The organism is Pedococcus soli, from assembly GCF_054782575.1.
This window is the reverse complement of the sequence record NZ_BAAGSF010000006.1, coordinates 99,739-124,397: the sequence shown is the minus strand read 5'-3', so window position 1 is coordinate 124,397 and position 24,659 is coordinate 99,739. Positions and strand designations below refer to the sequence as shown.

Genomic DNA, 24,659 nt, shown 5'->3' with positions numbered 1-24,659 from the left:
TCCCCGGAGTGCGGATGGTCCCGGTTCGCCCTAGCGTTCTGGCGGCGCCGCACCCGAACCACGGGTCCGCGCCTGGAACTCAATGAGGAGGAACCGTGGCGTCAGACGTCGAAACAGGACGCATCACCACCGACATCCCGGCCAGGCTGGACCGCCTGCCCTGGGCCCGGTGGCACTGGATGGTCGTGATCGGCCTGGGGACCGTGTGGATCCTCGACGGCCTCGAGGTGACCATCGTCGGCTCGATGTCGGAGGCGCTCAAGCCCACCGACACCGGACTCGGCCTCAGCAGCTCCGACATCGGGATGGCCGGCGCGGTGTACGTCGCCGGTGCGTGCCTGGGAGCCTTGTTCTTCGGACAGCTGACCGACAAGTTCGGTCGCAAGAAGCTGTTCCTGCTCACCCTGGGCGTCTACACCGTGGCCACCGTGCTCACGGCGTTCGCACCGAACCCGCTCTGGTACTTCATCGCGCGGTTCCTCACCGGCATGGGCATCGGCGGCGAGTACGCCGCCATCAACTCGGCGATCGACGAGCTGATCCCCAAGAAGTACCGCGGTCGCGTGGACGTGGCGATCAACGGCTCGTTCTGGATCGGTGCCGCCCTCGGCTCCCTGCTCACCATCCCGCTGCTCGACCCGAAGGTCCTCGACCCCGCCATCGGCTGGCGGCTCGCCTTCGGCCTGGGCGCCATCCTCGCCGTGGGCATCCTCGTGGTGCGACGCCACGTCCCGGAGAGCCCGCGCTGGTTGTTCATCCACGGCCGTGAGGACGAGGGCGAGACGATCGTCAAGCAGATCGAGGGGACGGTGGCCGAGGAGACCGGACGCGACCTGCCCACGATCGACGACGAGCCGATCACCATCCGGCAGCGACGCACGATCTCCATCCCGGAGATCGCCAAGACGGTGTTCACGCTCTACCCGCGCCGCACCGTCCTGTGCTTCCTGCTGTTCGTCGGCCAGGCGTTCCTCTACAACGCCTTCTTCTTCACCTACGGCGACAGCCTGACCACGTTCTTCGGGGTGAAGCAGACCGGGTGGTACATCGCCATCTTCGCCGTCAGCAACTTCGCCGGCGCACTGCTGCTCAGCCCGTTGTTCGACTCGATCGGCCGGGTGCGCATGATCGCCGGGACGTACCTCCTGTCGGGCGTGCTGCTGGCCATCGCCGGCTTCAGCCTGGGTGGCCTCAGCGCAGTGACCCTGACCCTGTTCGGCGTGGTGATCTTCTTCTTCGCCTCGGCCGGGGCCAGCGCCGCCTACCTCACCGCCAGCGAGGTGTTCCCGCTCGAGACCCGTGCCCTGTGCATCGCGTTCTTCTACGCGATCGGCACCGCGGCCGGCGGCATCAGTGGTCCGCTGCTGTTCGGCAAGCTCATCGACGACGCCTCGGCGTCCAAGGACATCACCGGTCTGGCCGTGGGCTACTTCCTCGGCGCGGCCCTGATGGTCATCGGCGGCCTCGCGGAGGCGTTCCTCGGCGTCAAGGCCGAGGGCCAGTCGCTGGAGAGCATCGCCCAGCCGCTCACCGCCGACGAGGCCGACTCCGACGGTGGCCCCGGCGACCAGGGAACGGGCCGCGGTCCCCGGCAGCCCCAGCCGTCGACGGCCTGAACCGTGCGCCGAGGCCCCGGTCCCGAATGGGACCGGGGCCTCGGCGCGTCCACCTCCGGACGGGACCGGGCCTCGGCGCGTCCACCTCCGGACGAGGGCCACGGCGACCGTGCGCAGACGGGCGCACCCGGCACCATTCGCAGGTTCGCCGAGACAAAACGCCGAAGTGGCGCTATACCTGAAAGACGACGAATCCGTCCGTGACCGGACGAGGCGCCCACGCCATCCCCCACAGGCGGGACGCCTCGCACCGGCACCTCCCCGGGCCGTCGGGTCGGCAGGGAGCAGCCACTCCGCCGACCCGACGGCCCCCTCATGGGGCAGACCCCACGCGGGCGCACGGCACGGGTGCAACGAGAAAGGCCCGGTCGGATCTCCGACCGGGCCCTTCCTCGCTGTTCGCGGGGGTCAGGCCTCCCGGCGGCCCCGGCGGCCGCCACCGAGGGTGAGGACCAGCCCGAGGGCGATGAGCAGGATCCCGAGCCCGATGCCCACCGGCGTGAGCGCGCCACCGATGAAGCCCAGCAGGGCGCCCTTGCTCGACCAGTCCTCGACGTTCTTCTTCACCGTCGCGTCGCTGTAGCCGATGGTGCCGAGCGTCGTCGGGACCTCGTCGTAGCCGGCGGCCACCAACGACTTGTCGACCTGCTCCTGGCCCTTGATGAGCACACCGGTGTGCGGTTCGATCCACAGCGTGCGGACGTTGCCGTACATGACGGACGCCTGGACGTTGCCGGACGAGGAGTCCCCGAAGATGGCCTTGGGGACATCGCGCTGGGCGACCTGCGCCTTGTCGATGATCTGGCGGAAGACGTAGGTGTTCAGGCCCTCGATCTTCTCCTCGCGGACGAACTGCATGTCCGTCGCCTTGCCGAGGTCCCCGTCCCACCACGAGTAGGACTTCTTCTGGACGTCGAACGGGAACTTGAAGAAGTTGCCCTTGTGGTCGACCGGCACCAGCTTCGACGGGTCGTCGAGGTCACCGGCGGACTTGTAGTCGCCGCAGCAGTTCGTCGCCGTGCCCGTCTTGCGGTTGAACGACACGCCCTCGTTGCTGTAGCTCAGGTCGGTCCACTTGCCGTCGATCTCGGCCTGGGAGCGGACTGTGGTCTGCCAGAAGGCATCCGTGTCCTGCTTCTTGGCTTCGGTGAGCCGACCGGGGATCCCGACGACCTGGCGGGTGCTGCGGAGGGTGACGTTCTGGAGCTTCTCGAAGACCGCGGAGCCGTTCACCTCGTGCGCGTAGAGCGCGGACATCCCCGACCCCTGCGACACGGAGGTCGAACGCTGGTCCAGCTTGACGGTCGCAAGCCGGTCGTACAGGACGGGCTTGGCCACGATGCCGATGCCCAACAACAGAACTCCCAGAACTGTGGCAACGCTGCCCAGCACTCGACGCATGTGCGGATCTCCTTGATATGAGGTGGCTGGACCCTACCAGCGGGTAGCCGGCGCCGTACCCAATCTGGCGACGCACACGCCGAGTCGCACGAACGTGACCGGGAGCGACTCCGGCCCGGTTACCCTGACCGTGACATCGGCTCGAACGACCAGGACCACGCGTGACTCACTCCTCGACGACCACCTCTCCGGGCCCGACCCGGGACTCGGACGACGAGTCGCCGACGACGAGCGGTGCCATCCCCGGCGGACACTGGTTGGCCACCAACCCGCTGCGGTCCGCGTTCCTCGTCATCACGGTGCTGGCCCTTGCCATCCGGCTGAGCGTCCTCAAGGACAGCTACTTCATCACCGACGACTTCATGCTGAGCGCCCGGGCGATGGAGAACCCCCTGTCCTGGGAGTACCTGACCCGGGTGCACACCGGTCACTTCGAGCCCATCGGTTTCGCCACCATGTGGCTCCTGGCCCACTTCGCCCCACTGAGCTGGGGCTGGACCTGCATCACGCTGCTGGTCGGCCAGCTCATCCTGTCGGTCATGGTCTGGAAGCTGCTCATCGAGCTCTTCGGCCGCAACCCACTGGTCCTCGCGCCCTACGTCGTGTTCTCGTTCACCCCCCTGACGCTGCCGGCGTTCAACTGGTTGTCGGCCGCCATCATCTGGTTGCCCCTGATGATCGCCGTCGCCGGCGCCCTGAGGTGGCACACGCGGTTCGTCCGCTCGGGTCGTCCGCTGGACGCGGCCGTCGCCACGCTGTGGTTCGCGGTGGGTTGCGCCAGCTTCGAGAAGATCCTGCTCTTCCTCCCCTACGTGGTCCTGTTCACCCTCGCCATCTCCCCCACCACCGAGCTGCGCCTGCGTCCCGTCCTCGGTCTGGTCCGCCGCACGCGGCTCGTCTGGATCGGGTACACCGCGGTCACCGCGGCATACCTGGCTCTGTACCTCCACTCCTCCAGCACCACCGAGGGCACGTTCGCGACTGCTCCCTCGCCGGGAGGACTGTCCGACTTCACCTACCTCAGCCTCCTGCGGACGTTCGCCCCCGGCGCCCTGGGTGGCCCGTGGTCGTGGCAGGAGTTCAGCTACGGCCTGGGGCTCGTCGGGTCGCCGCGCCCGTTCGACTGGGCGTGCTGGATCGTGGCCGCCGCGCTCATCATGGCCTCGCTGGTGCTGCGCCGTCGCGCCAGCCGGTTCTGGCTGGCCCTGCTGGTCTACCTCGCCGGCTCGCTCGCGATCATCGGCGTGGGTCGGGTGGCCTTCATCGGTGCCGTCGCCGGACTGGAGACGCGCTACCTCGCCGACGCGGTGGTGCCGCTCGTCGTCACGATCGCCGCGTGCCTCATGCGCCTGCGCGGTGAGGAGGACCCGTGGACCCCCACCGCGCCCCGAGTCTTCGCAGCGGTTCGTCCCGGGCAGCTGTGGACCGCCCTCCCGCTGGCCGGCGTCCTGATGATCGCCGTCTCCATCCACTCAGTCGGCGACTACGCGAGGGTGAGCACGAAGAACCCTGCGCGGGCGTTCACGGCCAACGCGGTGGAGTCGCTGAGACGTATGCCCGCCGACGCCCGGCTCTACGACACGGCCGTGCCGAGCGGGATCCTGTCCCCGTTCTTCCTCGAGTACAACTCCGTCAGCCGGTTCCTGGCCCCGCTCGTGAGCGACGAGCAGCGGCGCCAGATGTACCAGGAGCGAGCCTCCGCCAAGCCCTACATGATGAGCGGCGACGGAAGCCTCGTCCCGATGGCCGTCGCTCCCGGGGTGACCAGCCGCCCGGGACAGGGCTGCCTGCCCGTGAAGGGGGGCACCGTGACGGTGCCGCTGACCGGGCCCGCGTTCGACTGGGAGTGGGCGGTCCGGATCGGCTACCTGTCCGACACGGCCACCACCGGGACCGTGTCGATGGGCAAGGCAGAGCAGCAGGTCACCTTCGCCAAGGGACTGGGGCAGGTCTTCCTGCCGTTGGAGGGCAGCGGGACCACGGTCACCATCTCCGACATCCCCCCGGGCGTGAACTTCTGCGTGGGCGACCTCCAGGTGGGCCAGCCCACCCCGAGCAGCTAGGTGCCCGTGAACGACCGCCTTCCGGCCGACCGACCCGCGGCCCGCCTCCCGGCCGACCGACCCGCGGCCCGGTTCCCGGCGCTCGACGGCCTGCGGGCCGTCGGCGCCCTGGCCGTGCTGACGACCCATGTCGGGTTCCAGAGCGGCGACGCCCTGCGCGGTCCCTTTGCGGGGGTGCTGGCGCGCCTCGACGCCGGCGTCGCGATCTTCTTCGTCATCTCGGGCTTCCTGCTCTTCCGCCCGTATGCCGTGGCTCACCTCGCCGGGAGTCGGACGCCCGCGGTGCGCAGCTACCTCTGGCACCGCGCCGTGCGCATCCTCCCCGTCCTGTGGCTGGCCGTCGCCGCCGCCTGGGCCCTGGTCCCCAGCGCCCGGGCCGATGCGTGGGACTACCTGCGCAACGCGACGCTCGTGCAGGTCTACACCGAGGGGGGCACCCTGGAGGGGCTCACCCAGATGTGGAGCCTGGCCACCGAGGCGGCCTTCTACCTCGCCCTGCCCCTGCTCGGCTGGCTGCTGTGCCGAGGACGACGCGGCGCCTCGTGGACCCGGCGGGTCATGGCGGTGTGCGCCCTGCTCGGCGTCCTGGGCCCGGTGTGGATGGCAACCTGCACCGCCCTCGACGCTCCCCTCGGGCGCCTGTGGCTGCCCGGGTTCCTCGGCTGGTTCGGTGCCGGGATGGCCCTGGCGACCTGGAACGCGGGCCGCTCCGCCGGAGTCATCGCGGCGAGCCCGCTCGAGGTCGTGGCGCGCCGGCCCGGGACGGTGTGGGGCGTCGCCATCGCGCTCTACGTCCTGGTCAGCACGCCCATCGCCGGACCGCTGGACCTGTCCGCCCCCAGCATCGCCTCGTCGGCCACGAAGAACCTCCTGTACGGCGTGCTGGGCCTGCTCGTCGTCGCACCGGCCGTCGTCCCGGGCGCGGCCTCCAGCCCACGCCTGCGGGCCCTGTCCGGGAGGGTGTGCCACGTCCTGGGGTCCATCTCCTACGGTGTCTTCGCGTACCACGTCGTGGTGCTCGCCCTGGTCGAGCGCACCCTGGGCCTCGAGCCCTTCGCCGGGAGCTTCGCCCCCCGCTTCGCCCTCACCCTCGTGGTGTCGCTGGCCCTCGCCGCCGCGAGCTTCTACGGCCTGGAGCGTCCGCTGATGCGGCGCGCCCGACGTCGCGAGCACCGGTCGACGTTCATCCTCGAACCGTCGCCGGCCGGATCTCCCGGCCCCGTCGACGCTCCCCGGCCGGCGCCAGCAGCGCCAGACCGCAGCCCAGCAGCACCCCGGCGAGGCTGAGCGCCTGCACGACCGGGGAGTCGAGGTTGAGACGCCCGCCCGGCCAGGTGTGCAGGGCCACCAGCACACCCGCCGACAGCGGGAGCGCCAGCACCGCCGTCCGCAGGACTGCCCGGAACCACCCCGTGGCGAGCCCGACCGGCGCGGCGAGCAGACCCAGGGCCGCCCCCACCGGACCGGCGATCACGAGACCGGTCACGACGAGGACCGGCACTCCGATCCAGCGGGGCAGGACCCCGGCAGCCGGTGGCTCGTGTCCGGTCGCACCGGCGTGCACCGGTCGCCGCAGCGCGCGACGGACCCGTGGGGAGCGTGCCGTCAGCAGGGCGAGCAGGCCGAGGGCGAGGACGGCGACCCCACCTGCCGCCAGGCCCGCCCGGTAGGACCCGTCGGGGGCGAAGTCTGCCCGGAGGACCGCCGCGCTGCCGGCAGGGACCACCCAGCCCTGCATCCAGCCGTTCACCCTGACCCCTCGCACCGACGCACCGTCGACCGTCGCGGTCCACCCCGGGTGGAAGTTCTGCGCGACGGCCAACAGCTGGTCCTCCGTCCGCACCGGCAGTGCCACGCTCAACCCGGACGGCTCCGGGCGGGCCACCGTCAGGGCGGTGGGGGTCGACGCGGCATACCGGTGGGCCGCGGCGCCGGGCGCCTGCAGCGTCAGGGACTGCGCGGCGAACTCACCACTGGGGGTCGCCACGATGTCGTTGGTCCCCGCGTCGAGCCGCACCTGCACCGTCTCCGCGGCCGCCGCGCTGTCGCGGTCGACGGGATCGGCCGCGCGACAGACCGACCAGGCCAGCGGCCGCCCCGCCTGCAGGTCACCCAGGGTCCCCGACACCTCGGTGGTGTGCTCGGCGCCGTTGACCGTCAGGGTCGGTCCGAACCCGCACGGGACCCCCGTCACCGCCTCGGGGTCGACGGGGCGTCGCAGGTCGTCCGCGCCGAGGACGCGCAGCTCGGAGAAGCCGACCGGGATGAAGGTGCGGGCACCACTGCGCGAGTCGATGTTGACCATCGGCCGGGTGGCACCGAACCTCAGCTCGACCGTCCGCGCCCGGCGCGCGGTGAAGCGCAGGTAGCCCTCGTCGTCGACCTCGGCGTCCTGGGCGCGCCCGCCGTCGAACGACACCGTGACGGCTCGGGCCCCCGACGCGGCCAGCCCCGGATCGCGGAGGAACTGCAGCGCCGAGATGGTGCGCCGCTCGGGCAGGCGGAGCGTGAAGGACGGGTCGAAGTCCTCCGTGCCGGCGACCCACCCCGTCCCGAGGTCGCGGTCGAGCGCGGCACCGGGGCGGTCTGCCGGGCCGTCGACCAGGCGTGAGGACGACGTGGCGGTGATGCGCTCGCCGACGTCGAAGAGGCGATCCGTCCCGGGCGAGCTCACCGCCAGCACGGTGCCGGACACCCCGTACTGCCGGGCCGTGCCCACCGTGACCCGGCGGGCCAGCGTGGAGGATCCCTCCCCCGCGAGGGCCAGCGTCGGTGAGCAGTAGGTGCTGGGGGCCACCAGGAGGCACCCGGCCCTCGACCCGTCGTCCCTGCGCAGGACGATGCTCGACGGCGACTGCGCCGCAGGGACCTGCAGGAGCTGAGCCGGACGGACACCGTCGAGGGTGAGCTCGTCGATGGCGAACCCGTTCTGGGCACCCGAGCGGACCTTGTCGAGGGTGACCCGGACCCAGCGGGTGGGGCCCGCGGGGAGGCCGACGACCACGGGGTTGCCGTCCTGGTCCACCACGGCCCGGCGGCTGCCGCGCTCCGTCGTCACCGTCAGCTCGGCCGGTCGGGCGGCGACAGGACTGGCGACGGAGACGTCGATCCGCACGCCCCGCACCTCCCGTGCCGAGTCCAGGTCGACCTGCAGCCACTCGCCGGTGGCACTGCCGAACGTGCCCGAGACCCAGCGGGTGCCGGTGTCGCCGTCCAGGGCAGCGCCCGGCGCTGCCGAGGGGCCGAGTCGCAGCGTCGCGCCGGCATCCGATGCCGAGGAGGAGGCGCGCACCCCGGCGATGCCGGTCCACGTCGAGGTCGTCCGGGGCGCCCGCGGGTCGCTGTCGAAGTCCGTGACCGGGCGGTCCTGCCGCGTGGGTTCGGTGGCCGTCAGCACGGCCGAGGTGTTGTGGGTGGGCTCGCCGAAGTTCGCCTCGCGGCGACGCAGCCCGTCCGTGGCCACGTCGGTCCCCGCCGAGCCCGACGCGGCAGCATCCGAGCCGTACAGGCCCAGCCGCGGGCCCGCCTGACCCGCCACGTCCGCAGCGTCCTCCGGGCCGGCCGTGATGCGAGGCACACTCGCCATCGACTGCATGGACGCGCCCGCAGCCCCCGGGACCCGGTAGACCTCCACCGTCGGTCGAGGCAGCAGCGTGCGGTAGTCCACGGTGTCGGCCTCGGACTCACCGGGATTGCCCGCAACCGGCCCGAAGTCGGCGACGCGGTCGAGACCGCTGGCGGCGAGGCCGGCGTGGACGGCCACCAGCGGATCACCCTGCGCGTCGAGCCGCAGGTCGTTCCGCACGACGACGAACCGCACCCCGGCGGTGGCCAGCGCCTCGGTGACACCCGTGCCGCCGCGGCCTGCACCGAGCTGTCGCTCGACGCCGTCGAGCCACCGGGTGGCCCCCGCCGAGCCCAGGGGCACGGCGTCACGCACCGCGAACGGCCGTTTCATCAGCGCCTGCAACGGGTCGTCCTTCGTCGAACCCCAGGTGAAGTCCGCGAACGAGGCGGCGGGCAGGACGAGGACCGACCCGGCATCGGGCTGTGCGTCCAGCCAGTCGGCCGTCTCGTGCCAGTACCCGGGCACCGCGGTGTAGGCCTCGCTGCGGGCCAGACCGGCGACCGCGCTCGGCGCCGTGGCCATGACGAGGAGCGACAGCACCGTCACCGGGGCCACCCACCGGGCCGCGCCGGCTCGCTGGAGCCACTGCGTCCCGGCCGACAGCGCCGCCACGAGCCCCAGCGCCAGGGGCAGCCGGACGACCACGTCGAACTTGTGGGTGTTGCGTACCGCCGCGAGCGCCCCGTCCAGCAGTCCCTGCACCCCGTCGGCGACCGGGGAGCCCAGCGCACCGCTGTGCCCCAGTCCCAGCAGGACCATGCCCACGAGGACGCTGACGCCGAGGAAGGTGCGCTCGGGCGTTCGTCGCAGGCCGAGGCCCAGCAGGCCCACGGCGGCGATGACGACGGTCGCGAGGACCGTTCCCGGCTGGGTGACGTGCGCCCATCCGCCGGGCCACTCGGGTCCGGTCGGGGTGGTGAGGAAGCCGAGCCAGGCGGAGGTGCCGCGGAGCGTCTCGAACACGCTGGCCGTCGAGGTGGTGACCCCGGATCCCTCGATCCAGTCCAGGAACGGGGGGCTGTTGCCGCCGAGGACGGCCAGCGGCAGCAGCCACCACGCCATCGCCGCGACCACGGCGCCCAACCAGCCGGCGAAGGCCAGGGCGACCCGCCGGGTGGGTCGCCGGGTGAGGAACCACAGGGTCGGCAGCACCAGGGCCACGCCCGAGGCGACGGCGTTGACGCCGCCGCAGGCGAAGAACGCCAGCGCCGACCGGCTCACCCTCCACGGCCAGGTCCGCTCCCCGCGGACGACCAGTGGGAGCAGGACCCACGGGGCCACCGCCATCGGCCAGACCTCGACCGAGGTCACGGTCAGCTCGCTGGCGATGCGAGGGCTCAGGGCGAAGGCCACGGCGCCTGCGAGTCGCAGCCACGGAGTCCCGATGCGCAGCTCGGTCGCCAGCCGCCAGACGCCCAGGAACGCGACGCACAGCAGGGTCGTCCACCAGAGTCGCTGGACCACCCAGGGAGCCACCCCGAGCGAGGTGAGCACCCCGTGGAACGGCCCCATCGGGAACAGGTAGCCGTACGCCTGGTTCTGCAGCTGGCCGAAGGCGCCCTGCGGGTCCCACAGGTGCAGGGCCTTCCCGAGGAACGCCCACGGCGAGACCGTGAGGTCGAGCTTGGTGTCGGCCACGACGAGGCCCGGCTTCTGCCGGAAGGCCACCGCCGCGAGCGCGAGGCAGACCGCCAGCAGCCGGGCGCGCCAGACCACCACGTCCTCGGGGTCGGCGGCGTCGGTGCCCGGTCGCGCGAGCGCCCTGGTCTCGACGGACGTCGTGGTCATCGCAGCTTCTCCACGACGATGACGGCGTTCCAGCAGGCCACCTCACGCAGGCCGGGGACCCGGACCACCCAGCGCGCCCAGCGGGGGTGGTACCGCGGGAGTACCTCGACGACGCGTACGCGGTCCTCGGCCACCGCCGTGCGGAGCCATCGGGACATCCGGGCCACGGAGCAGGCGAACAGGGACACCCCGAAGTCGTTCTTCGGACGGCGCCCGTGCCGCGCGGCATACCGGTCGGCGGCGCGGCGACCCCCGAGGTAGTGCCACGGAGCGGTCTCGTGGCCACCCCACGGCGAGAGCCACGGCGTCCACGAGACGACCACGACGCCGCCGGGGCGGGTGATGCGCAGCATCTCCTCGGCCATGCCCTCGGGGTCGGGGACGTGCTCGAGGACGTTGGAGGAGTAGGCGCAGTCGACGGAGTCGTCCGCGAGGGGCAGCTGGAGGCCGGAGCCCCGCAGGGCGTTCGTGCCGACCAGGCCGCGCGCCGTCAGCTCGCCCGCGTCCGGTTCGATCCCTGCGTAGCGGGCACCGGCGTCACGGAAGGCGTCGGCGAAGTACCCCGGGCCGCCGCCCACGTCCACGACGTCCGAGCCGCGCAGGTCGAACCAGCGCGCGGCCTCGGCCACCGAGTCGGCCGCGAGCAGGGAGTAGAAGCGGTCGGGGTCGGTCTGCTCGACGAGGAACGCCCGGAAGAGCGCCACCGAGCGACGCAGGCTCCCCCGGGGTGGCGCCGGCGGACGGGACGGCGTGGTTCCGGCCGGGTCCGCCGCGCGGCCCTCCGACGTGGGGCTACATTTCTCCATCAGCAGCCCCACCCCTGAGCCGCAACGGAGCGACTGTGCGCATTGCCTTCCTGAACTGGCGTGACTCCACGCACCCCGAGGGCGGCGGCGCGGAGCACTACGCCGAGACCGTCTGCCGCGGGCTGGCGGCACGCGGTCACGAGGTCACGCTGTACTGCGCGGCGCACGGGGACGCCCCCGCGGCCGAGACGGTGGAAGGCGTCCGGGTGCGTCGCCAGGGCGGCCGACTGGGCGTGTATGCCGCGTCGACCCGCGCCCTGCGCGCGGACGAACGGGCCCACGGGCGGTACGACGTGGTGGTCGACGTGCAGAACGGCGTGCCCTTCCTGTCGGTCCTGGCGACCAGGTCGCCGGTGGTCTCGCTGGTGCACCACGTCCACCGCGAGCAGTGGCCGGTGGTCTTCGGTCCGGTCGCCGCACGCATCGGCTGGTTCATCGAGTCGCGGGTCTCGCCGCGGGTGTACCGCGGGCGCCAGTACGTCGCGGTCTCCGAACGCACCCGTGAGGAGCTCGGCGGCCTCGGCGTCGACACCGGGCACATCGCGGTCATCCACAACGGTACCGACGAACCCGTCGCCCTCGACCTCGCGAGACGTCCGGACCCCACGCTCGTCGTGCTGGGCCGGCTCGTCCCGCACAAGCGGGTCGAGCACGCGATCGACGTCCTGGCGCGCCTGCGGCCGACCACGCCCGGGCTCCGGCTGCGGGTCATCGGCCAGGGCTGGTGGCACGACGAGATCGCTGCGCACGCCGAGGCCTCCGGGGTGGCCGACGACGTCGACCTCCTCGGCTTCGTCGAGGACGGGGTGAAGCACGCCGAGCTCGCCGGGGCGTGGCTGGCGCTCGCCCCGAGCGTCAAGGAGGGCTGGGGCCTGTGCGTCGTCGAGGCGGCCAGCCACGGCGTCCCGACGATCGCGTACAGCAACGCCGGAGGGCTCTCGGAGTCGATCGTCCACCAGCGGACCGGTGTGCTCGTCGACGACCTGGACGAGATGACCCACGAGGTGGCCCGCCTGCTGGCCGACGCGGACGCCCGCGAGGAGATGGGCGGTCATGCGCGCGACTACTCCCGCCAGTTCACGTGGGAGGGGACCATCGGGTCCTGGGAACGTCTGCTTCTGCATGGTGCACACGGAAGGGCGCCGGTCGCGATGACCGACGCCCAGACGCTGACCGTTCGGACCTGAGTCAGCCGCCGTAGGGGATCAGGGTCTCCGCCGGCACGATGTCCTTGGGCCCGTCCTGGATGGCCGAGGAGTCGTTCGGGGCGGTCGTGTTGACGACGGTCACCACGGCAGCCACTGCGGCACCTCCGCCCAGCACGACGCTGAGCAGGGTGATTGCTGCAGCCGACTCGACGGCACCGCGCTCGCCACGGCGAAAGAACTGCATGACCCAGGGCCTCCTGATGATGATGTTGCGAGGATGTTACCCGCTGGTTGCCCACCCGGCCGACTTCTGCGGAAAGTTCTGCGCGTGTCCCCGCCCACGGTCAGCCGGCGGTCGTCCTGGCCCACACCGTGAACTCCGGGGTCGTCAGGACCGGGTGCAGCCCCGTGTGCTGCTGCGGGAGCCGGCCCACGGTCCCCCGCCACTCCACGACGACCGTGACGCCGAGACGGTCGAGCACCCCGGGGTCGAGCCGACCGGCGGCCCACGAGGCGCCCTCGGCGGGGTCTCCCCCGTCCACGGTGACCGGGTGGCCGTCGCGGACCACCGTGAGGTCGAAGGACGACAGCACCTCGCGGTCGAGGGCGCGGGGCACCGGGTCGAGGAACGGTCGCCCTCCCGCCCAGGCGGGGTCGCGGAACGGCTGCCAGGGCAGGACGAGGACCGCGCCGGCGGGGGCACGGTCGACCGCGTCGACCACCTGGTGCCAGCTGTCGGGGTACGCCACCGGACGGTAGGACCGGGTGACCGCACCCGGGAGGTCCGGCACCGTGAGCACGGTCAGTGCGAGCGCCCCGAGGACGACCCCCACGCCCTGGGCGGACCCGGCACCGCCGAGCCGGCGGCCGAGCGCGGAGGTCGCGGCCCCCACTGCGACGCCGACAGCGACGGCCAACGCCACCGTCGACAGGGCCAGAAGCCGGTGCGTATCGCGCAGGATCGCGACGCCCGGCACGTCCTGCGCCCGGGCGAAGAGGGCGAGCCCGGGACCGGAGGAGAGCAGCAGGACCGCGGTGACGGGCAGGACGTACGACGCGCCGACGACGACGGCCGCGCGGTGCTGCCGCCCACGGACCAGCAGCGCGACGCCGACGGCGGCGACCAGCAGCACGCCGATCGAGGCCGCGACGGGGAGCAGGTCGAGGCGTGATCCCGGCCGCGCGCCAGGGGCCCAGATGCCACCGAGCATCAGGACCGACCCGATGGTGCCCAACGGTGAGTCCGCCCCGACCGCGAAGGCCGCGGCGCCGTCACGGTCGGCGACGACGGGCGGTCCGAGCAGGGCCGCGAGCAGCCACGGCAGGCACCACGCGAGGGCGGCGAGCGCCACGGCCACGATCCATCCCCGGGTCCGCCGCCCCGGCGTGAGCAGCGAGGCCACCAGCGCGACGACCGCCGCGAGGAGTCCACCGAAGGGGGTCAGGGCCGCGGGCAGCGCAGCCAGGACCACCAGCAGGAGCCGCCGCGGGGCGGACGTGGGGTGCCTGACCGCCACCACGACCCAGGGGACCGCGGCGTAGGCGAGCAGGGTCGGCGGCTGTCCCACGAGGAGGCGCTCGGCGACATAGGGGTTCCACACCGCGACGGCTGCACCGCACGTCATGGCGGCGGGCCCGTGGTGGCGCAGCAGGACGGTGACGCCCAGCCCGGCCAGGACGAGGGTGGCGACGAGCATGACCTGCTGCTGCACAGCGGTCGGCACCACGACGGCCAGGGCGGTGGTGACGGCGTCGAGCGGGACGGCGCGGGCGGCAGCCCCCGAGGTCCCCAGCGTCTGCGGTCCGAACCGCGGGTCCGGCACCGCCACGAAGTCGCGGTAGAGGTACCAGCCCTGGCCGAGCGACCGGGCACACACCCAGGCCGCGAGCCCGACGGTGACGGCCACCGGTGCCGCGAACAGCCGGAGCCCGGCGGTGCGGCGCATGGCGAGGGAGTCGGTCCCGGTCAGTGGGCGGCGTCGTGCCAGGAACGGCCGACGCCGACGCTCACCTCGAGCGGGACGTCCATCTCCATGGCACCGCCCATCTCACGGCGGACCAGCGCCTCGACGTCGTCCCGCTCGCCCGGGGCGATCTCGAGGACGAGCTCGTCGTGGACCTGGAGGAGCTGGCGCGACCGGGCACCCGACTCGGTGAGGGCCTTGTCGACCCGCAGCATGGCGAGCTTGATGATGTCGGCGGCCGAGCCCTGGATCGGCGCGTTGAGTGCCATCCGCTCGGCCATCTCGCGGCGCTGGCGGTTGTCGGAGGTCAGGTCGGGCAGGTACCGGCGGCGCCCGAGCATGGTCTGCGTGTACCCCGTGCCCCTCGCCTCGGCGACGACCTCGGTCAGGTAGTCGCGCACACCACCGAACCGGGCGAAGTACTCGTCCATGAGCCCCTGCGCCTCACCGGTCGAGATGGTGAGCTGCTTGGACAGGCCGAAGGCCGACAGGCCGTAGGCCAGACCGTACGACATCGCCTTGACCTTGGAGCGCATCGCCGACGTGACGTCCTGCGGCTCGACGTGGAAGACGCGCGAGCCGACGAACCGGTGCAGGTCCTCCCCCGTCCGGAACGCCTCGATGAGCCCCTCGTCGCCGGACAGGTGCGCCATGATCCGCATCTCGATCTGGCTGTAGTCGGCCGACATCAGCGACTCGTACCCCTCACCGACGACGAACACCTCGCGGATGCGGCGGCCCTCGTCGGTGCGGATCGGGATGTTCTGGAGGTTGGGGTCGGTCGAGCTGAGACGACCCGTGGCGGCGATCGTCTGCTGGTACGTCGTGTGGATGCGGCCGTCGTCGGCCACCGACTTCAGCAGCCCTTCGACGGTGACCCGCAGGCGGGAGGCGTCACGGTGGCGCAGCAGCGCCTCGAGGAACGGGTGCTCGGTCTTGGTGAACAGGTCGGTCAGCGCGTCGGCGTCCGTGGTGTACCCGGTCTTGGTGCGCCGCGTCTTCGGCAGCCCCAGCGTCTCGAACAGCACCACCTGCAGCTGCTTCGGCGAACCGAGGTTGATCTGGTCGCCCCCGATCGCGTCGTAGGCGTCCTCCTGGGCCTCGCGCACCTTGGCGGCGAAGTCGGCCTCGAGCCCGGTCATGGTCTCGGTGTCGGCCCCGATGCCGGTGCGCTCCATCCCGGCGAGCACGTGCTCGAGCGGCAGCTCGACGTCGCGCTGCAGGGAGGTGCCCCCGGTGGCCTCCAGCTGCTCGGCCAGCGACGCCGCGAGGTCGAGGACGGCGCGGGCCCGGACCATCGACTCCTGCGCCCCGGTGTCCTGGTCGTCGCCGAAGTCGAGCAGCCCCTGGCCGCTGTCGGCGGTCTCGGCGCGCAGCTCGCGGCCGAGGTGCCGCAGCACCAGGTCGGACAGGTCGTAGGAGCGCTGGTCGGGCCGGACCAGGTAGGCCGCGAGCGCCGTGTCGGTCTCGATGCCGTCGACCGCCCAGCCGCGGGCCGCCAGGGCGAGCAGCGGACCCTTCGCGTCGTGCAGCACCTTGGGCCGCATCGGGTCAGCCAACCAGGCCCCGACAGCCGCCTCCCCGGCCGGGTCGAGCGCCGCGAGGTCGACGTATGCGGCTGCGTCACCGTCGGTGGCCAGCGCGAGGGCGGTGGCGTCCCCGGTGCCGCGACCCCAGCTGCCGACGACGTGCACGCCGACGCGGGCCCCGGCGGCGGCATACTCCTGCAGCCATCCGGCCACCTCGTCGGGGGCGAGCACGCTCCCCTCGAGGTCGAAGCCGTGCTCGGCCTCCTCCTGCGGCGCCTCGAGGTACTCGAAGAGGCGGTCGCGCAGCACCCTGAACTCGAGGCTGTCGAAGACGGTGTGGACCTGGTCGCGGTCCCAGTTCTGCCGCTCGAGCTCGTCGATGGTGACCGGCAGCTCGAGGTCGGTGAGGAGGTGGTTGAGCCGGCGGTTGCGCAGGACGCCGTTGAGGTGCTCGCGCAGCGACTCCCCCGCCTTGCCCTTGATCTCGTCGGCGTGCGCGACCACGCCCTGCAGGTCGCCGTAGAGCCCGAGCCACTTGGCCGCGGTCTTGGGTCCGACACCGGGGACCCCGGGCAGGTTGTCGCTGGTCTCCCCGACGAGGGCGGCGAGGTCGCTGTAGCGCTCCGGCGCCACGAGGTACTTCTCCTCGACCGCCTTGGGGTCCATCCGCCAGACCTCGGAGACACCGCGCACGGGGTACAGCAGGGTCACCTTGTCGGTCACGAGCTGGAAGGCGTCACGGTCGCCGGTGCAGATGACGACGTCCATCCCCTGCGCGGTCGCCTGGGTGGTCAGCGTCGCGATGACGTCGTCGGCCTCGAAGCCGTCGAGCTGCACGTGCTTGATCTTCAGGGCGTCGAGCACCTCGCGGACCAGCGCCACCTGGCCCTGGAACTCGCTGGGGGTCGCGGACCTGGTCGCCTTGTACTCGGCGTACTCCTCGCTGCGGAACGTCTTGCGGCTCACGTCGAACGCGACGGCGAGGTGGGTGGGTTGCTCGTCGCGCAGCACGTTGATCAGCATCGACGTGAAGCCGTAGACCGCGTTGGTGTGCTGACCGGTGCTGGTCGAGAAGTTCTCGACCGGCAGCGCGAAGAAGGCCCGGTAGGCGAGGGAATGTCCGTCGAGGAGCAGGAGGCGACTCACGCATGGCAGCCTATTGGTTATGAGTGACACCCCCGAGACCACCGACGACTTCGGCCCCGCCCTCGCGGCCATGCAGGCGATGAACCCCGACTCGCTCCTGCACCGGATGCAGATCGAGGTACTCGAGGGCACCCCGCACCGGGTCGTCGGCCGGATGCCGGTCGGCGGCAACACCCAGCCGTACGGCCTTCTGCACGGTGGGGCCTCGGTGGTCCTGGCCGAGACGCTCGGCTCCATCGGAGCGGCGCTGCACGCCGGTCCGGAGCGGATCGCGGTGGGCCTCGACATCAACGCGACGCACCACCGGGCGGCGCGTTCCGGGTTCGTCACCGGGACCGCGACGGCGCTCTCGCTCGGCAGCACCCTCGCGTCGTACGAGGTCGTCATCACCGACGAGCAGGAACGGCGCATCTGCACCTGCCGCATCACCTGCCTGGTGCGGGCGGCGGCACCCGGGGCCTGACCCCCGAAACCCGACATTTCGACCCGCTTCGTCAGGGCGTGGTCAGCGCAAGGTCAAGGGCCGGTCAAGTGGGCCGGGAAGCCGTCCGTTGGTCCCCCGTCGAACGGCCCGAACGGGTGACGACGCCCCCGTGACGCGCGGGAGACGATCGACGACGTGCCCCCCAGCATCATCCGCAACCGCTCGGCCGTCGCCACCGACTCCCCCCAGTCACCCCCCACCGCGACCGGCCCCCTCCCCGACGCCCGGACCGAGCCGGCCGGGGCCAAGGTCACCCGACGCGGCGCCGTGGGCGCCGTGGCGGCCGCGGCGGTCGACGCCGTCGCCCCGCACCGGTCCCCCAGCACCTACACCGCCCCGACCGTCGCCAACCCGATCACGCAGCGCCCCCTCCCCCAGCAGCTGGCCAAACCCCTTGTCACCGCGCACGACCCGGCCCCCGCCACGATCGACCGCGCCTACACCCCTCGGAAGGGCGTCGCCTACACCTCATCCACCTCGACGGCCAGGGCCACAGCTGGAGCCACCGCCGTCGCCGCACCCAGCCCCGCCCTGCACCTGGCCCGGCGTGCGTCGTGGGGCGCCACCCCCGCCCTGGTCGCCGAGATCGCGGCCAAGGGAACGACCGCCTGGATCGACGCCCAGCTCAGCCCCCTGACCGCCGTCCCCGACACCGCGATGGACTCCTTGGTGACCACCCAGTGGCCCATCCTCAACAGCCGGATCTGGGGCGTGCGGGACAAGTACTACCCCGACAGCACCGGCGACGCCGGCTACGCCGTCATCCAGGCCTACCTGGCCCGCGCGATCTGGTCCAAGCGCCAGCTGCTCGAGGTGATGGTGGACTTCTGGACCAACCACCTCGTCGTCACCGGCCCATGGGGCGACGCGTGGGACAGCCTGCACCGCTACCACCTCGACGTGATCCGCCGGAACGCCCTCGGCCGGTACTCCGACATGCTGGTCGCGGCGGCCAAGCACCCCGCGATGCTGCAGCAGCTCGACAACGCGTTCTCCACCAAGCGGTCCCCCAACGAGAACTTCGGCCGTGAGCTGCTCGAGCTGCACACCGTCGGTGTCGACGGCGGCTACCGGGAGTCCGACATCCGCCGGTCCGCCCTGGTCCTCACGGGCATGGGCATCGACTTCGAGACCGGCGAGTACCTCTGGCGCGACATGCGGCACTACCGCGGCAAGGTCGCGCTGCTCACCTGGAGCAACGACAACGCCTCGCCCGCCGGGACCCCGGTCGTGGAGTCCTACCTCAACTACCTCGCCCGGCACCCGAAGACGGCCCGCCGCATCGTCACCAAGCTCGCGGTGCGCTTCGTGTCGGACACCCCGCCGACGACGCTCATCGACCGGCTGGCCCAGGTCTACCTCGCCAACGACACCCAGATCGCCCCGGTGCTGCGGGCACTGCTCACCTCCCCGGAGTTCGCCGCCTCTGCGGGCCAGAAGACCAAGCGCCCGCTCGAGAACATCGTCTCGACGGTCCGCGTCCTCGGGGCACAGCCCGGCGCCGACCTCCCCGGCTGGCTCAACGACCTGCTGTGGATGGCCCAGACCGCGGGACAGGCCCCCATGGGGTGGCCCGCGCCGAACGGCTACCCCGACGTGGCGCCTGCTTGGGCCGGGGCCGGCACCACCCTGACCACCTGGAACTTCCACATGTACCAGACGTGGACGGCCTCCGACCCCGCCACGACCAAGGTGAAGTACCCGGCCCTCCGGACCCTGCTCCCCACCACCGCACCCGCGACGTATGGCGCGTACGTGGACGCCCTCGCGCAGCGCCTCACCCAGGCACCGCTGCCCGCCGCCAAGCGCGACGCGGTCTGCGCGTTCCTCGACAAGACCGCTGCCACGACCCTGTCCGCGAACGACGCCGCCCTCGGCTGGCGCCTGCCCTACGTCGTCGCGCTCATCCTCGACTCCCCCGAGTTCGCAACCCGCTGAGGCCCTGATGACCCACACCACCCTGCCCGGCACCGCGCCCGTCCCCGTCGAAGGTGCCGCCCCCGGCCCCCCGTCAGCTGACGCCTGCGGCTGCCCCGACTTCGTCCGCAGCATCAGGGACACCGGCTTCTCGCGCCGCGGCTTCCTCGCCGCCTCCGGGCTCGGCGCCGCCGGCGCCCTCACCCTCGGCTCGACCTCGGCCGAGGCCGCGACGCAGCTGACGTTCGCCGACGCCGGCTACACCGGTGACACCCTCGTCGTGCTGTCCTTCCGCGGCGGCTTCGACGGCCTCACCGCGGTCGCACCCGTCGGCGACGCCGCGTACTACGAGGCCCGGCCCAACATCGCCGTCCCCCAGTCCCGCGGGCTCAAGCTCGACGCGCGCTTCGCCCTCCACCCGGCACTGGCCCCCCTTCTGCCCCTGTTCACGTCCGGTCGCCTGGCCATGGTGCACGCGGTGGGCCAGCCCAACCCCACGCGGTCGCACTTCACCGACATGGACGAGATGGAGCGCGCCGCTCCCGGGTCCTCCCTGCGGACGGGCTGGCTGGACCGCATGGTCGGCGCGACCACGACCCCCGGTCCCTTCGCCGCGACCTCGCTCGCGTCGACCAGCGCCCCGCGCTCCCTCATGGGCCCCACGGTCGAGCTCGCCATGCGCAGCCTGGACAGCTTCGACCTGGCCGGCGCGTGGGACGCCACCGAGATGAGCCGGTGGACCAAGGCGCTCGGCGCCCTCTACGCCGGTGCGCCCGCGCAGCTCGCCGGACCGGCGAACACCGCACTCAGCACGGTCGGCACGACCACCGCGCTGACCAGCACCCCCTACACGCCTGCCGGTGGCGCGGCATACCCGTATGGCGCGCTCGGCGACGCGCTGCGCGATGCAGCCCGCCTCATCAAGGCCGGCGTGGGCCTGCGAGCGGTGACCATCGACTCCGGCAACTGGGACATGCACGTCAACCTCGGACGCTCCGACGGCGGGTGGATGTACAACCAGCTCACGGAGGTCGGCAAGGCGCTCGCCGCGTTCAACACCGACCTGGGGGCAGCGGGCGACAAGGTCACGCTCGTGACGCTCTCGGAGTTCGGCCGTCGCGTGGCGGAGAACGGCTCCGGCGGCGTGGACCACGGGTACGGCAACGTCTCGTTCGTCATGGGCGGCGGCGTCAACGGGGGCAAGGTCTACGGGACCTGGCCCGGCCTGACTCCGGACAAGCTCCTCGCCGGCGACCTCAACGCCACGACGGACTACCGCATCGTCCTCGGCGAGATCCTCGAGAAGCGCTGCGGCATCACCGCCGGCACCGTCCTGCCCGGGGTGCCGACGACCCGGCTGGGGATCGCCAGGCCCCAGAGCTGACCCGGTCAGCCGGCCAGGCGGTTGGCCGACTGGGCGGCTCGTGCCCGCAGCGACCGGCGACGGTGCAGCAGCGCCTCGAGCGAGTGCGTGCGCTGCTCGTCGGTGCCCAGTCGCCGGCGCAGGGCGGCCACCGTGGTGATCCGTCGGACCACCTGCGAGCTGAAGCCCAGGCGAGCGAAGAAGCGGTTGGCCTCGCGGTGCTGCGCGGGCACGTTGCAGCCGATCTGCTCGCACCCGCGGGAGTCGGCGTACACCGTGACGGCACCCATGAGCTGGCGCGCGACGCCGTGCTTGCGCGACTCGGGCACGACGTACAGCTGGTCGATCGTCACGCAGGGGGCCTCGGTGAGCGCCGAGAAGGGGCTCGTGGCGGCGACGGCGAACCCGACCGCGCGCCCGTCCGCCATCGCGACGTAGGCCCGGACGTCCTCACGGCCCAGGGCGGCGGCGACGCGGCCCTCCGACGCGGCTCGGGCAGCGACCTCCGGGCTGACCCCGGCCTCGACCCGGGCCGACATCCACAGCTCGGTGAACGCTCGCTGCTCGTCCTCGCGCACACGCTTGACGCTGATCGCGGGACGGCTCACCGGTTCCTCCATCATCGACGGTCTGACTCGTGTGTGCGCGGCTCCCCCGAGGGCCGCTGGCCGTTCCAGGAACGCGCCAGAAGTAGGACTCTAGAGCCACCGCGCTCCATTAGTGAAGTCTTCAACAGAACTGCTCCGTGCAAGTGAATGGGCTTGCTTGCGACCACTGGCATTTCGTCGCGACGGCCCTCGGATCAGGAGGCCGTTTCGGCCGCCCGGGCGAGCGTCACAACGGCTGCTCGAACACGTAGTCGTCCTCGTACCGGTCCCCCACGAGGAACCGCTTGGTGCCCACCTGCGTGAACCCGCTCTTGGCGTAGAACCGCTGAGCGCGTTCGTTGAGCTGGTTGACCCCGAGCCAGGCGCCCCGGGACCCTCTGGCGCGAGCGGCGTCGAGGGCGGCCGCCATCAGGAGCCTGCTGGTGGCGCCGCCGTGCTGGTCGGGCAGCACGTAGATCTTGCTCAGCTCCGACGTCGGCCGCACGCTCAGCGCCGCCTGCACGTCCGGGTCGGATGGTTCCCCCGTGACGAGCATGGCGTAGCCCGTCGCCGTGCCGCCGTCCTCGGCGAGGAACAGGTCACGGGCGGGGTCGGCGAGGTACTCGACGAACCGCTCCTCCGACAGCACGTCGGCGATGAAGGTCGCGATGGCCTCCGGCGTCACGTGCGGCGGACAGGCCAGGGCGAAGGTCGCCGCGGCGACGCCGGCCAGCGCCTGCGCGTCGGCCGCCGAGGCCGCGCGAACCACTGCCGGCACCGGTCAGGCCTTGTCCATGCCGGTGACGACGGCGTCGGCCACCTCGCGCATGCCCAGGCGACGGTCCATCGCCGTCTTCTGGATCCAGCGGAACGCCTCCGCCTCGGAGATCTTCAGCTTCTTCATGAGGATGCCCTTGGCCCGGTCGACGGCCTTGCGCGTCTCGAGCCGCTCGCCGAGGTCGGCGATCTCGCTCTCGAGCGCCTTCACCTCGGTCCAGCGGTGCCGGGCGATGTCGATGGCCGGCGCGAGGTCGGAGGCCGTGAACGGCTTGACGATGTACGCCATGACGCCGGCGTCGCGCGCCCGCTCCACCAGCTCGGTCTGGCTGAAGGCGGTGAGCATCACCACGGGGCAGATCTTCGCCGAGCCGATCTCCTCCGCTGCGGTGATGCCGTCCATGACGGGCATCTTCACGTCCATGATCACCAGGTCGGGCGTGAGCTCCTTGGCCATCTCGACCGCCTGCTCGCCGTTGCTCGCCTGCCCGACGACCTCGTAACCGAGCTCGGCCAGCATCTCGGCGAGGTCGAGGCGGATCAGCGCCTCGTCCTCCGCCACGAGGATCCGCGTGGGGGCTTTGGTGGTGGTCGTCGTCGACTGGGTCTCGCTCACAGGACTGAGCCTATGGGACGCACGTTAACGGCATGTTGCGTGCCCGGCGTGGGGACGCCCCACTGGGCGAGACCGGTGTTCCACGGCGAGAGTGGGAGGTCTGTGGTGCCGAAGGCGGGACTCGAACCCGCACGCCCTTTCGAGCAGAGCATTTTGAGTGCTCCGTGTCTGCCATTCCACCACTTCGGCGCAGCTCGCCGGACGGGCCGGCGAAGGTGCGGGAGCAGCATACAAGCGGGTGGGGGCGGTGCCCGCCACCCGCTGGCACCCCTCGCGGGGTCAGTCCTCGAGGTCCTCGTAGGCGGGCGCGACCTTGTTGACCGCGTCACCCATCTTGTGGACGCGAAGGGCGTTGGTGGAGCCGGGGATGCCGGGGGGCGAGCCGGCGACGATGACGACGAGGTCGCCCTCCTTGACGCGGCCGTCGGCGAGCAGGGTCTTGTCGACCTGGCGCGCCATCTGGTCGGTGTGCCGGGCCATCGGCACGAGGAAGGTCTCGATGCCCCACGCGAGGGCGAGCCGCGAGCGGGTGTGCGCCTCCGGCGTGAAGGCCAGCATGGGGATGCGCGGACGGACGCGCGACATCCGCTTGGCCGTGTCACCGGACTGGGTGAACGTGATGAGGTACTTCGCGCCGAGCAGCTCGCCGATCTCGACCGCGGCGGCCGACACGGCGCCACCCATCGTGTGCGGCTTGGTGCCGAGCGGGAGGATGCGGTCGAGGCCGTGCTCCTCGGTGCTCTCGATGATGCGGGCCATCGTCTCGACGGCGACGATGGGGTAGGCGCCCACGCTGGTCTCGCCGGACAGCATGAGCGCGTCCGCGCCGTCGAGGACCGCGTTCGCCGCGTCGGAGGCCTCCGCGCGGGTGGGGCGGGGGTTCTCGATCATCGACTCGAGCACCTGGGTGGCGACGATGACCGGCTTGGCGTTGCGGCGGGCGATCTCGATGGCGCGCTTCTGGACCAGCGGAACCTCCTCGAGCGGCAGCTCGACGCCGAGGTCGCCGCGGGCGACCATGACCCCGTCGAAGGCGGCGATGATCTCGGCGAGGTTGTCGACGGCCTGGGGCTTCTCGATCTTGGCGATGACGGGCAGCCGCACGCCCACCTCGTCCATCACCTCGTAGACGTCGTCGAGGTCCTTGGCCGACCGCACGAAGGACAGCGCGATCATGTCGGCGCGCAGGCGCAGCGCCCAGCGCAGGTCCTCCTTGTCCTTCTCGGACAGGGCGGGGACGGACACCGCGACACCGGGAAGGTTGATGCCCTTGTTGTTGCTGACGGTGCCCCCGACCGTGACCCGGCAGCGGACGTCGGTGGCGGTGACCTCGACGGCCTCGAGCGCGACCTTGCCGTCGTCGATGAGCAGCGCGTCGCCGGGGCGGACGTCGCCGGGCAGGCCCTTGTAGGTCGTGCCGACCTCGGTCGGGGTGCCGTCGATCTCCCGCGTCGTGATGGTGAACTCGGAGCCCGTGGGCAGGCTCACCGGGCCACCCGAGAAGCGACCCGTGCGGATCTTCGGCCCCTGGAGGTCGACGAGGATCCCGACGGCGTGACCGGTCTCGTCGCTGGCCCGGCGGATGGAGCGGTAGATCTCCTCGTGGTCGGCGTACTCGCCGTGCGAGAGGTTCAACCGGGCCACGTCCATCCCCGCATCGACGAGCGCACGGATGCGTTCGGGGCTGGAGACAGCCGGGCCGAGGGTGCAGACGATCTTGGCGCGACGCATGGTTGCGACCCTATCGCCCGCCCCGTCCGGAACGTGACGGCGGTCACCCTGCGGACACGCGAACACCCGGTGAACCACCCCTTCCGGGGAGGCCC

General features: G+C 72.1%; 17 protein-coding genes and 1 tRNA gene. 7 read left to right on the top strand and 11 right to left on the bottom strand.

What is annotated here, in order from left to right:
- Positions 1-95 precede the first annotated feature (95 nt).
- The gene (locus tag ACYVKF_RS15845; protein WP_056918932.1) at positions 96-1,616 is read left to right on the top strand and encodes an MFS transporter; all 1,521 of its coding nucleotides are present in this window, start codon (positions 96-98) and stop codon (positions 1,614-1,616) included.
- Positions 1,617-2,024: 408 nt separating this feature from the next.
- Here the strand turns inward: ACYVKF_RS15845 and ACYVKF_RS15840 are convergent, their stop codons facing one another.
- Positions 2,025-3,017, bottom strand: a complete 993-nt coding sequence (locus ACYVKF_RS15840) for a PorA family protein (protein WP_460967678.1) — start codon at positions 3,015-3,017, stop codon at positions 2,025-2,027.
- A gap of 161 nt (positions 3,018-3,178) precedes the next feature.
- Between ACYVKF_RS15840 and ACYVKF_RS15835 the strand changes: the two genes are divergently transcribed.
- On the top strand, positions 3,179-5,080 hold the full coding sequence (locus ACYVKF_RS15835; RefSeq protein ID WP_460967676.1) for a hypothetical protein: 1,902 nt from the start codon (positions 3,179-3,181) through the stop codon (positions 5,078-5,080).
- A 6-nt stretch (positions 5,081-5,086) separates the two neighbouring features.
- Positions 5,087-6,367 carry an acyltransferase family protein gene (locus ACYVKF_RS15830; RefSeq protein WP_460967674.1) on the top strand — a complete coding sequence of 427 codons (1,281 nt, stop codon included), beginning with the start codon at positions 5,087-5,089 and terminating at the stop codon, positions 6,365-6,367.
- On the opposite strand, the gene ACYVKF_RS15825 is transcribed toward ACYVKF_RS15830, so the two are convergent.
- Together ACYVKF_RS15825 and ACYVKF_RS15820 are read right to left on the bottom strand one after the other, a co-directional pair.
- Positions 6,264-10,496, bottom strand: coding sequence for an alpha-(1->3)-arabinofuranosyltransferase domain-containing protein (locus tag ACYVKF_RS15825; RefSeq protein ID WP_460967672.1), 4,233 nt, complete (start codon positions 10,494-10,496; stop codon positions 6,264-6,266). The genes ACYVKF_RS15830 and ACYVKF_RS15825 overlap by 104 nt on opposite strands.
- Complete coding sequence (locus ACYVKF_RS15820) at positions 10,493-11,200, bottom strand: class I SAM-dependent methyltransferase (RefSeq protein ID WP_460967670.1); 708 nt, start codon at positions 11,198-11,200, stop codon at positions 10,493-10,495. The genes ACYVKF_RS15825 and ACYVKF_RS15820 overlap by 4 nt, the downstream gene beginning before the upstream one ends.
- Positions 11,201-11,337: 137 nt before the next feature.
- Here ACYVKF_RS15820 and ACYVKF_RS15815 point away from each other — a divergent pair, with 137 nt between their 5' ends.
- Entirely contained in the window at positions 11,338-12,489 is a 1,152-nt protein-coding gene (locus ACYVKF_RS15815) for a glycosyltransferase family 4 protein (RefSeq protein ID WP_460967668.1), read from the top strand.
- 1 nt (position 12,490) lies between these two features.
- Here the strand turns inward: ACYVKF_RS15815 and ACYVKF_RS15810 are convergent, their stop codons facing one another.
- The 3 genes from ACYVKF_RS15810 to polA all read right to left on the bottom strand — a co-directional run bounded on the left by ACYVKF_RS15810 (position 12,491) and on the right by polA (position 17,089).
- On the bottom strand, positions 12,491-12,694 hold the full coding sequence (locus ACYVKF_RS15810; RefSeq protein ID WP_460967666.1) for a hypothetical protein: 204 nt from the start codon (positions 12,692-12,694) through the stop codon (positions 12,491-12,493).
- A gap of 100 nt (positions 12,695-12,794) precedes the next feature.
- Positions 12,795-14,396, bottom strand: a complete 1,602-nt coding sequence (locus ACYVKF_RS15805; protein WP_460967664.1) for a hypothetical protein — start codon at positions 14,394-14,396, stop codon at positions 12,795-12,797.
- 20 nt (positions 14,397-14,416) lie between these two features.
- Complete coding sequence (polA, locus tag ACYVKF_RS15800) at positions 14,417-17,089, bottom strand: DNA polymerase I (protein WP_056918925.1); 2,673 nt, start codon at positions 17,087-17,089, stop codon at positions 14,417-14,419.
- Positions 17,090-17,108: 19 nt separating this feature from the next.
- On the opposite strand from polA, the gene ACYVKF_RS15795 reads away from it, so the two are divergent.
- From ACYVKF_RS15795 to ACYVKF_RS15785, 3 genes are all read left to right on the top strand, one after another.
- On the top strand, positions 17,109-17,552 hold the full coding sequence (locus ACYVKF_RS15795; RefSeq protein WP_460967661.1) for a PaaI family thioesterase: 444 nt from the start codon (positions 17,109-17,111) through the stop codon (positions 17,550-17,552).
- A gap of 156 nt (positions 17,553-17,708) precedes the next feature.
- Positions 17,709-19,511 (top strand): DUF1800 domain-containing protein, encoded by a 1,803-nt coding sequence (locus ACYVKF_RS15790; RefSeq protein WP_460967660.1) that lies wholly within the window; start codon positions 17,709-17,711, stop codon positions 19,509-19,511.
- A gap of 7 nt (positions 19,512-19,518) precedes the next feature.
- Positions 19,519-20,874: a DUF1501 domain-containing protein gene (locus ACYVKF_RS15785; protein WP_460967658.1), complete on the top strand. Its 1,356-nt coding sequence runs from the start codon at positions 19,519-19,521 to the stop codon at positions 20,872-20,874.
- Positions 20,875-20,879: 5 nt separating this feature from the next.
- Here ACYVKF_RS15785 and ACYVKF_RS15780 read toward each other — a convergent pair whose 3' ends face one another.
- The 5 genes from ACYVKF_RS15780 to pyk all read right to left on the bottom strand — a co-directional run bounded on the left by ACYVKF_RS15780 (position 20,880) and on the right by pyk (position 24,564).
- A complete protein-coding gene (locus ACYVKF_RS15780) occupies positions 20,880-21,461 on the bottom strand; it encodes a GNAT family N-acetyltransferase (RefSeq protein ID WP_056914283.1) in 582 nt (193 codons plus the stop codon).
- A gap of 226 nt (positions 21,462-21,687) precedes the next feature.
- Entirely contained in the window at positions 21,688-22,218 is a 531-nt protein-coding gene (locus ACYVKF_RS15775) for a GNAT family N-acetyltransferase (protein ID WP_460967656.1), read from the bottom strand.
- Positions 22,219-22,221: 3 nt separating this feature from the next.
- A complete protein-coding gene (locus tag ACYVKF_RS15770) occupies positions 22,222-22,833 on the bottom strand; it encodes an ANTAR domain-containing response regulator (RefSeq protein WP_460967654.1) in 612 nt (203 codons plus the stop codon).
- Between the two features lie 103 nt (positions 22,834-22,936).
- A tRNA-Leu gene (locus ACYVKF_RS15765) sits at positions 22,937-23,022 on the bottom strand.
- Between the two features lie 90 nt (positions 23,023-23,112).
- On the bottom strand, positions 23,113-24,564 hold the full coding sequence (gene pyk, locus ACYVKF_RS15760; RefSeq protein ID WP_056914280.1) for a pyruvate kinase: 1,452 nt from the start codon (positions 24,562-24,564) through the stop codon (positions 23,113-23,115).
- Between the last annotated feature and the right edge of the window lie 95 nt (positions 24,565-24,659).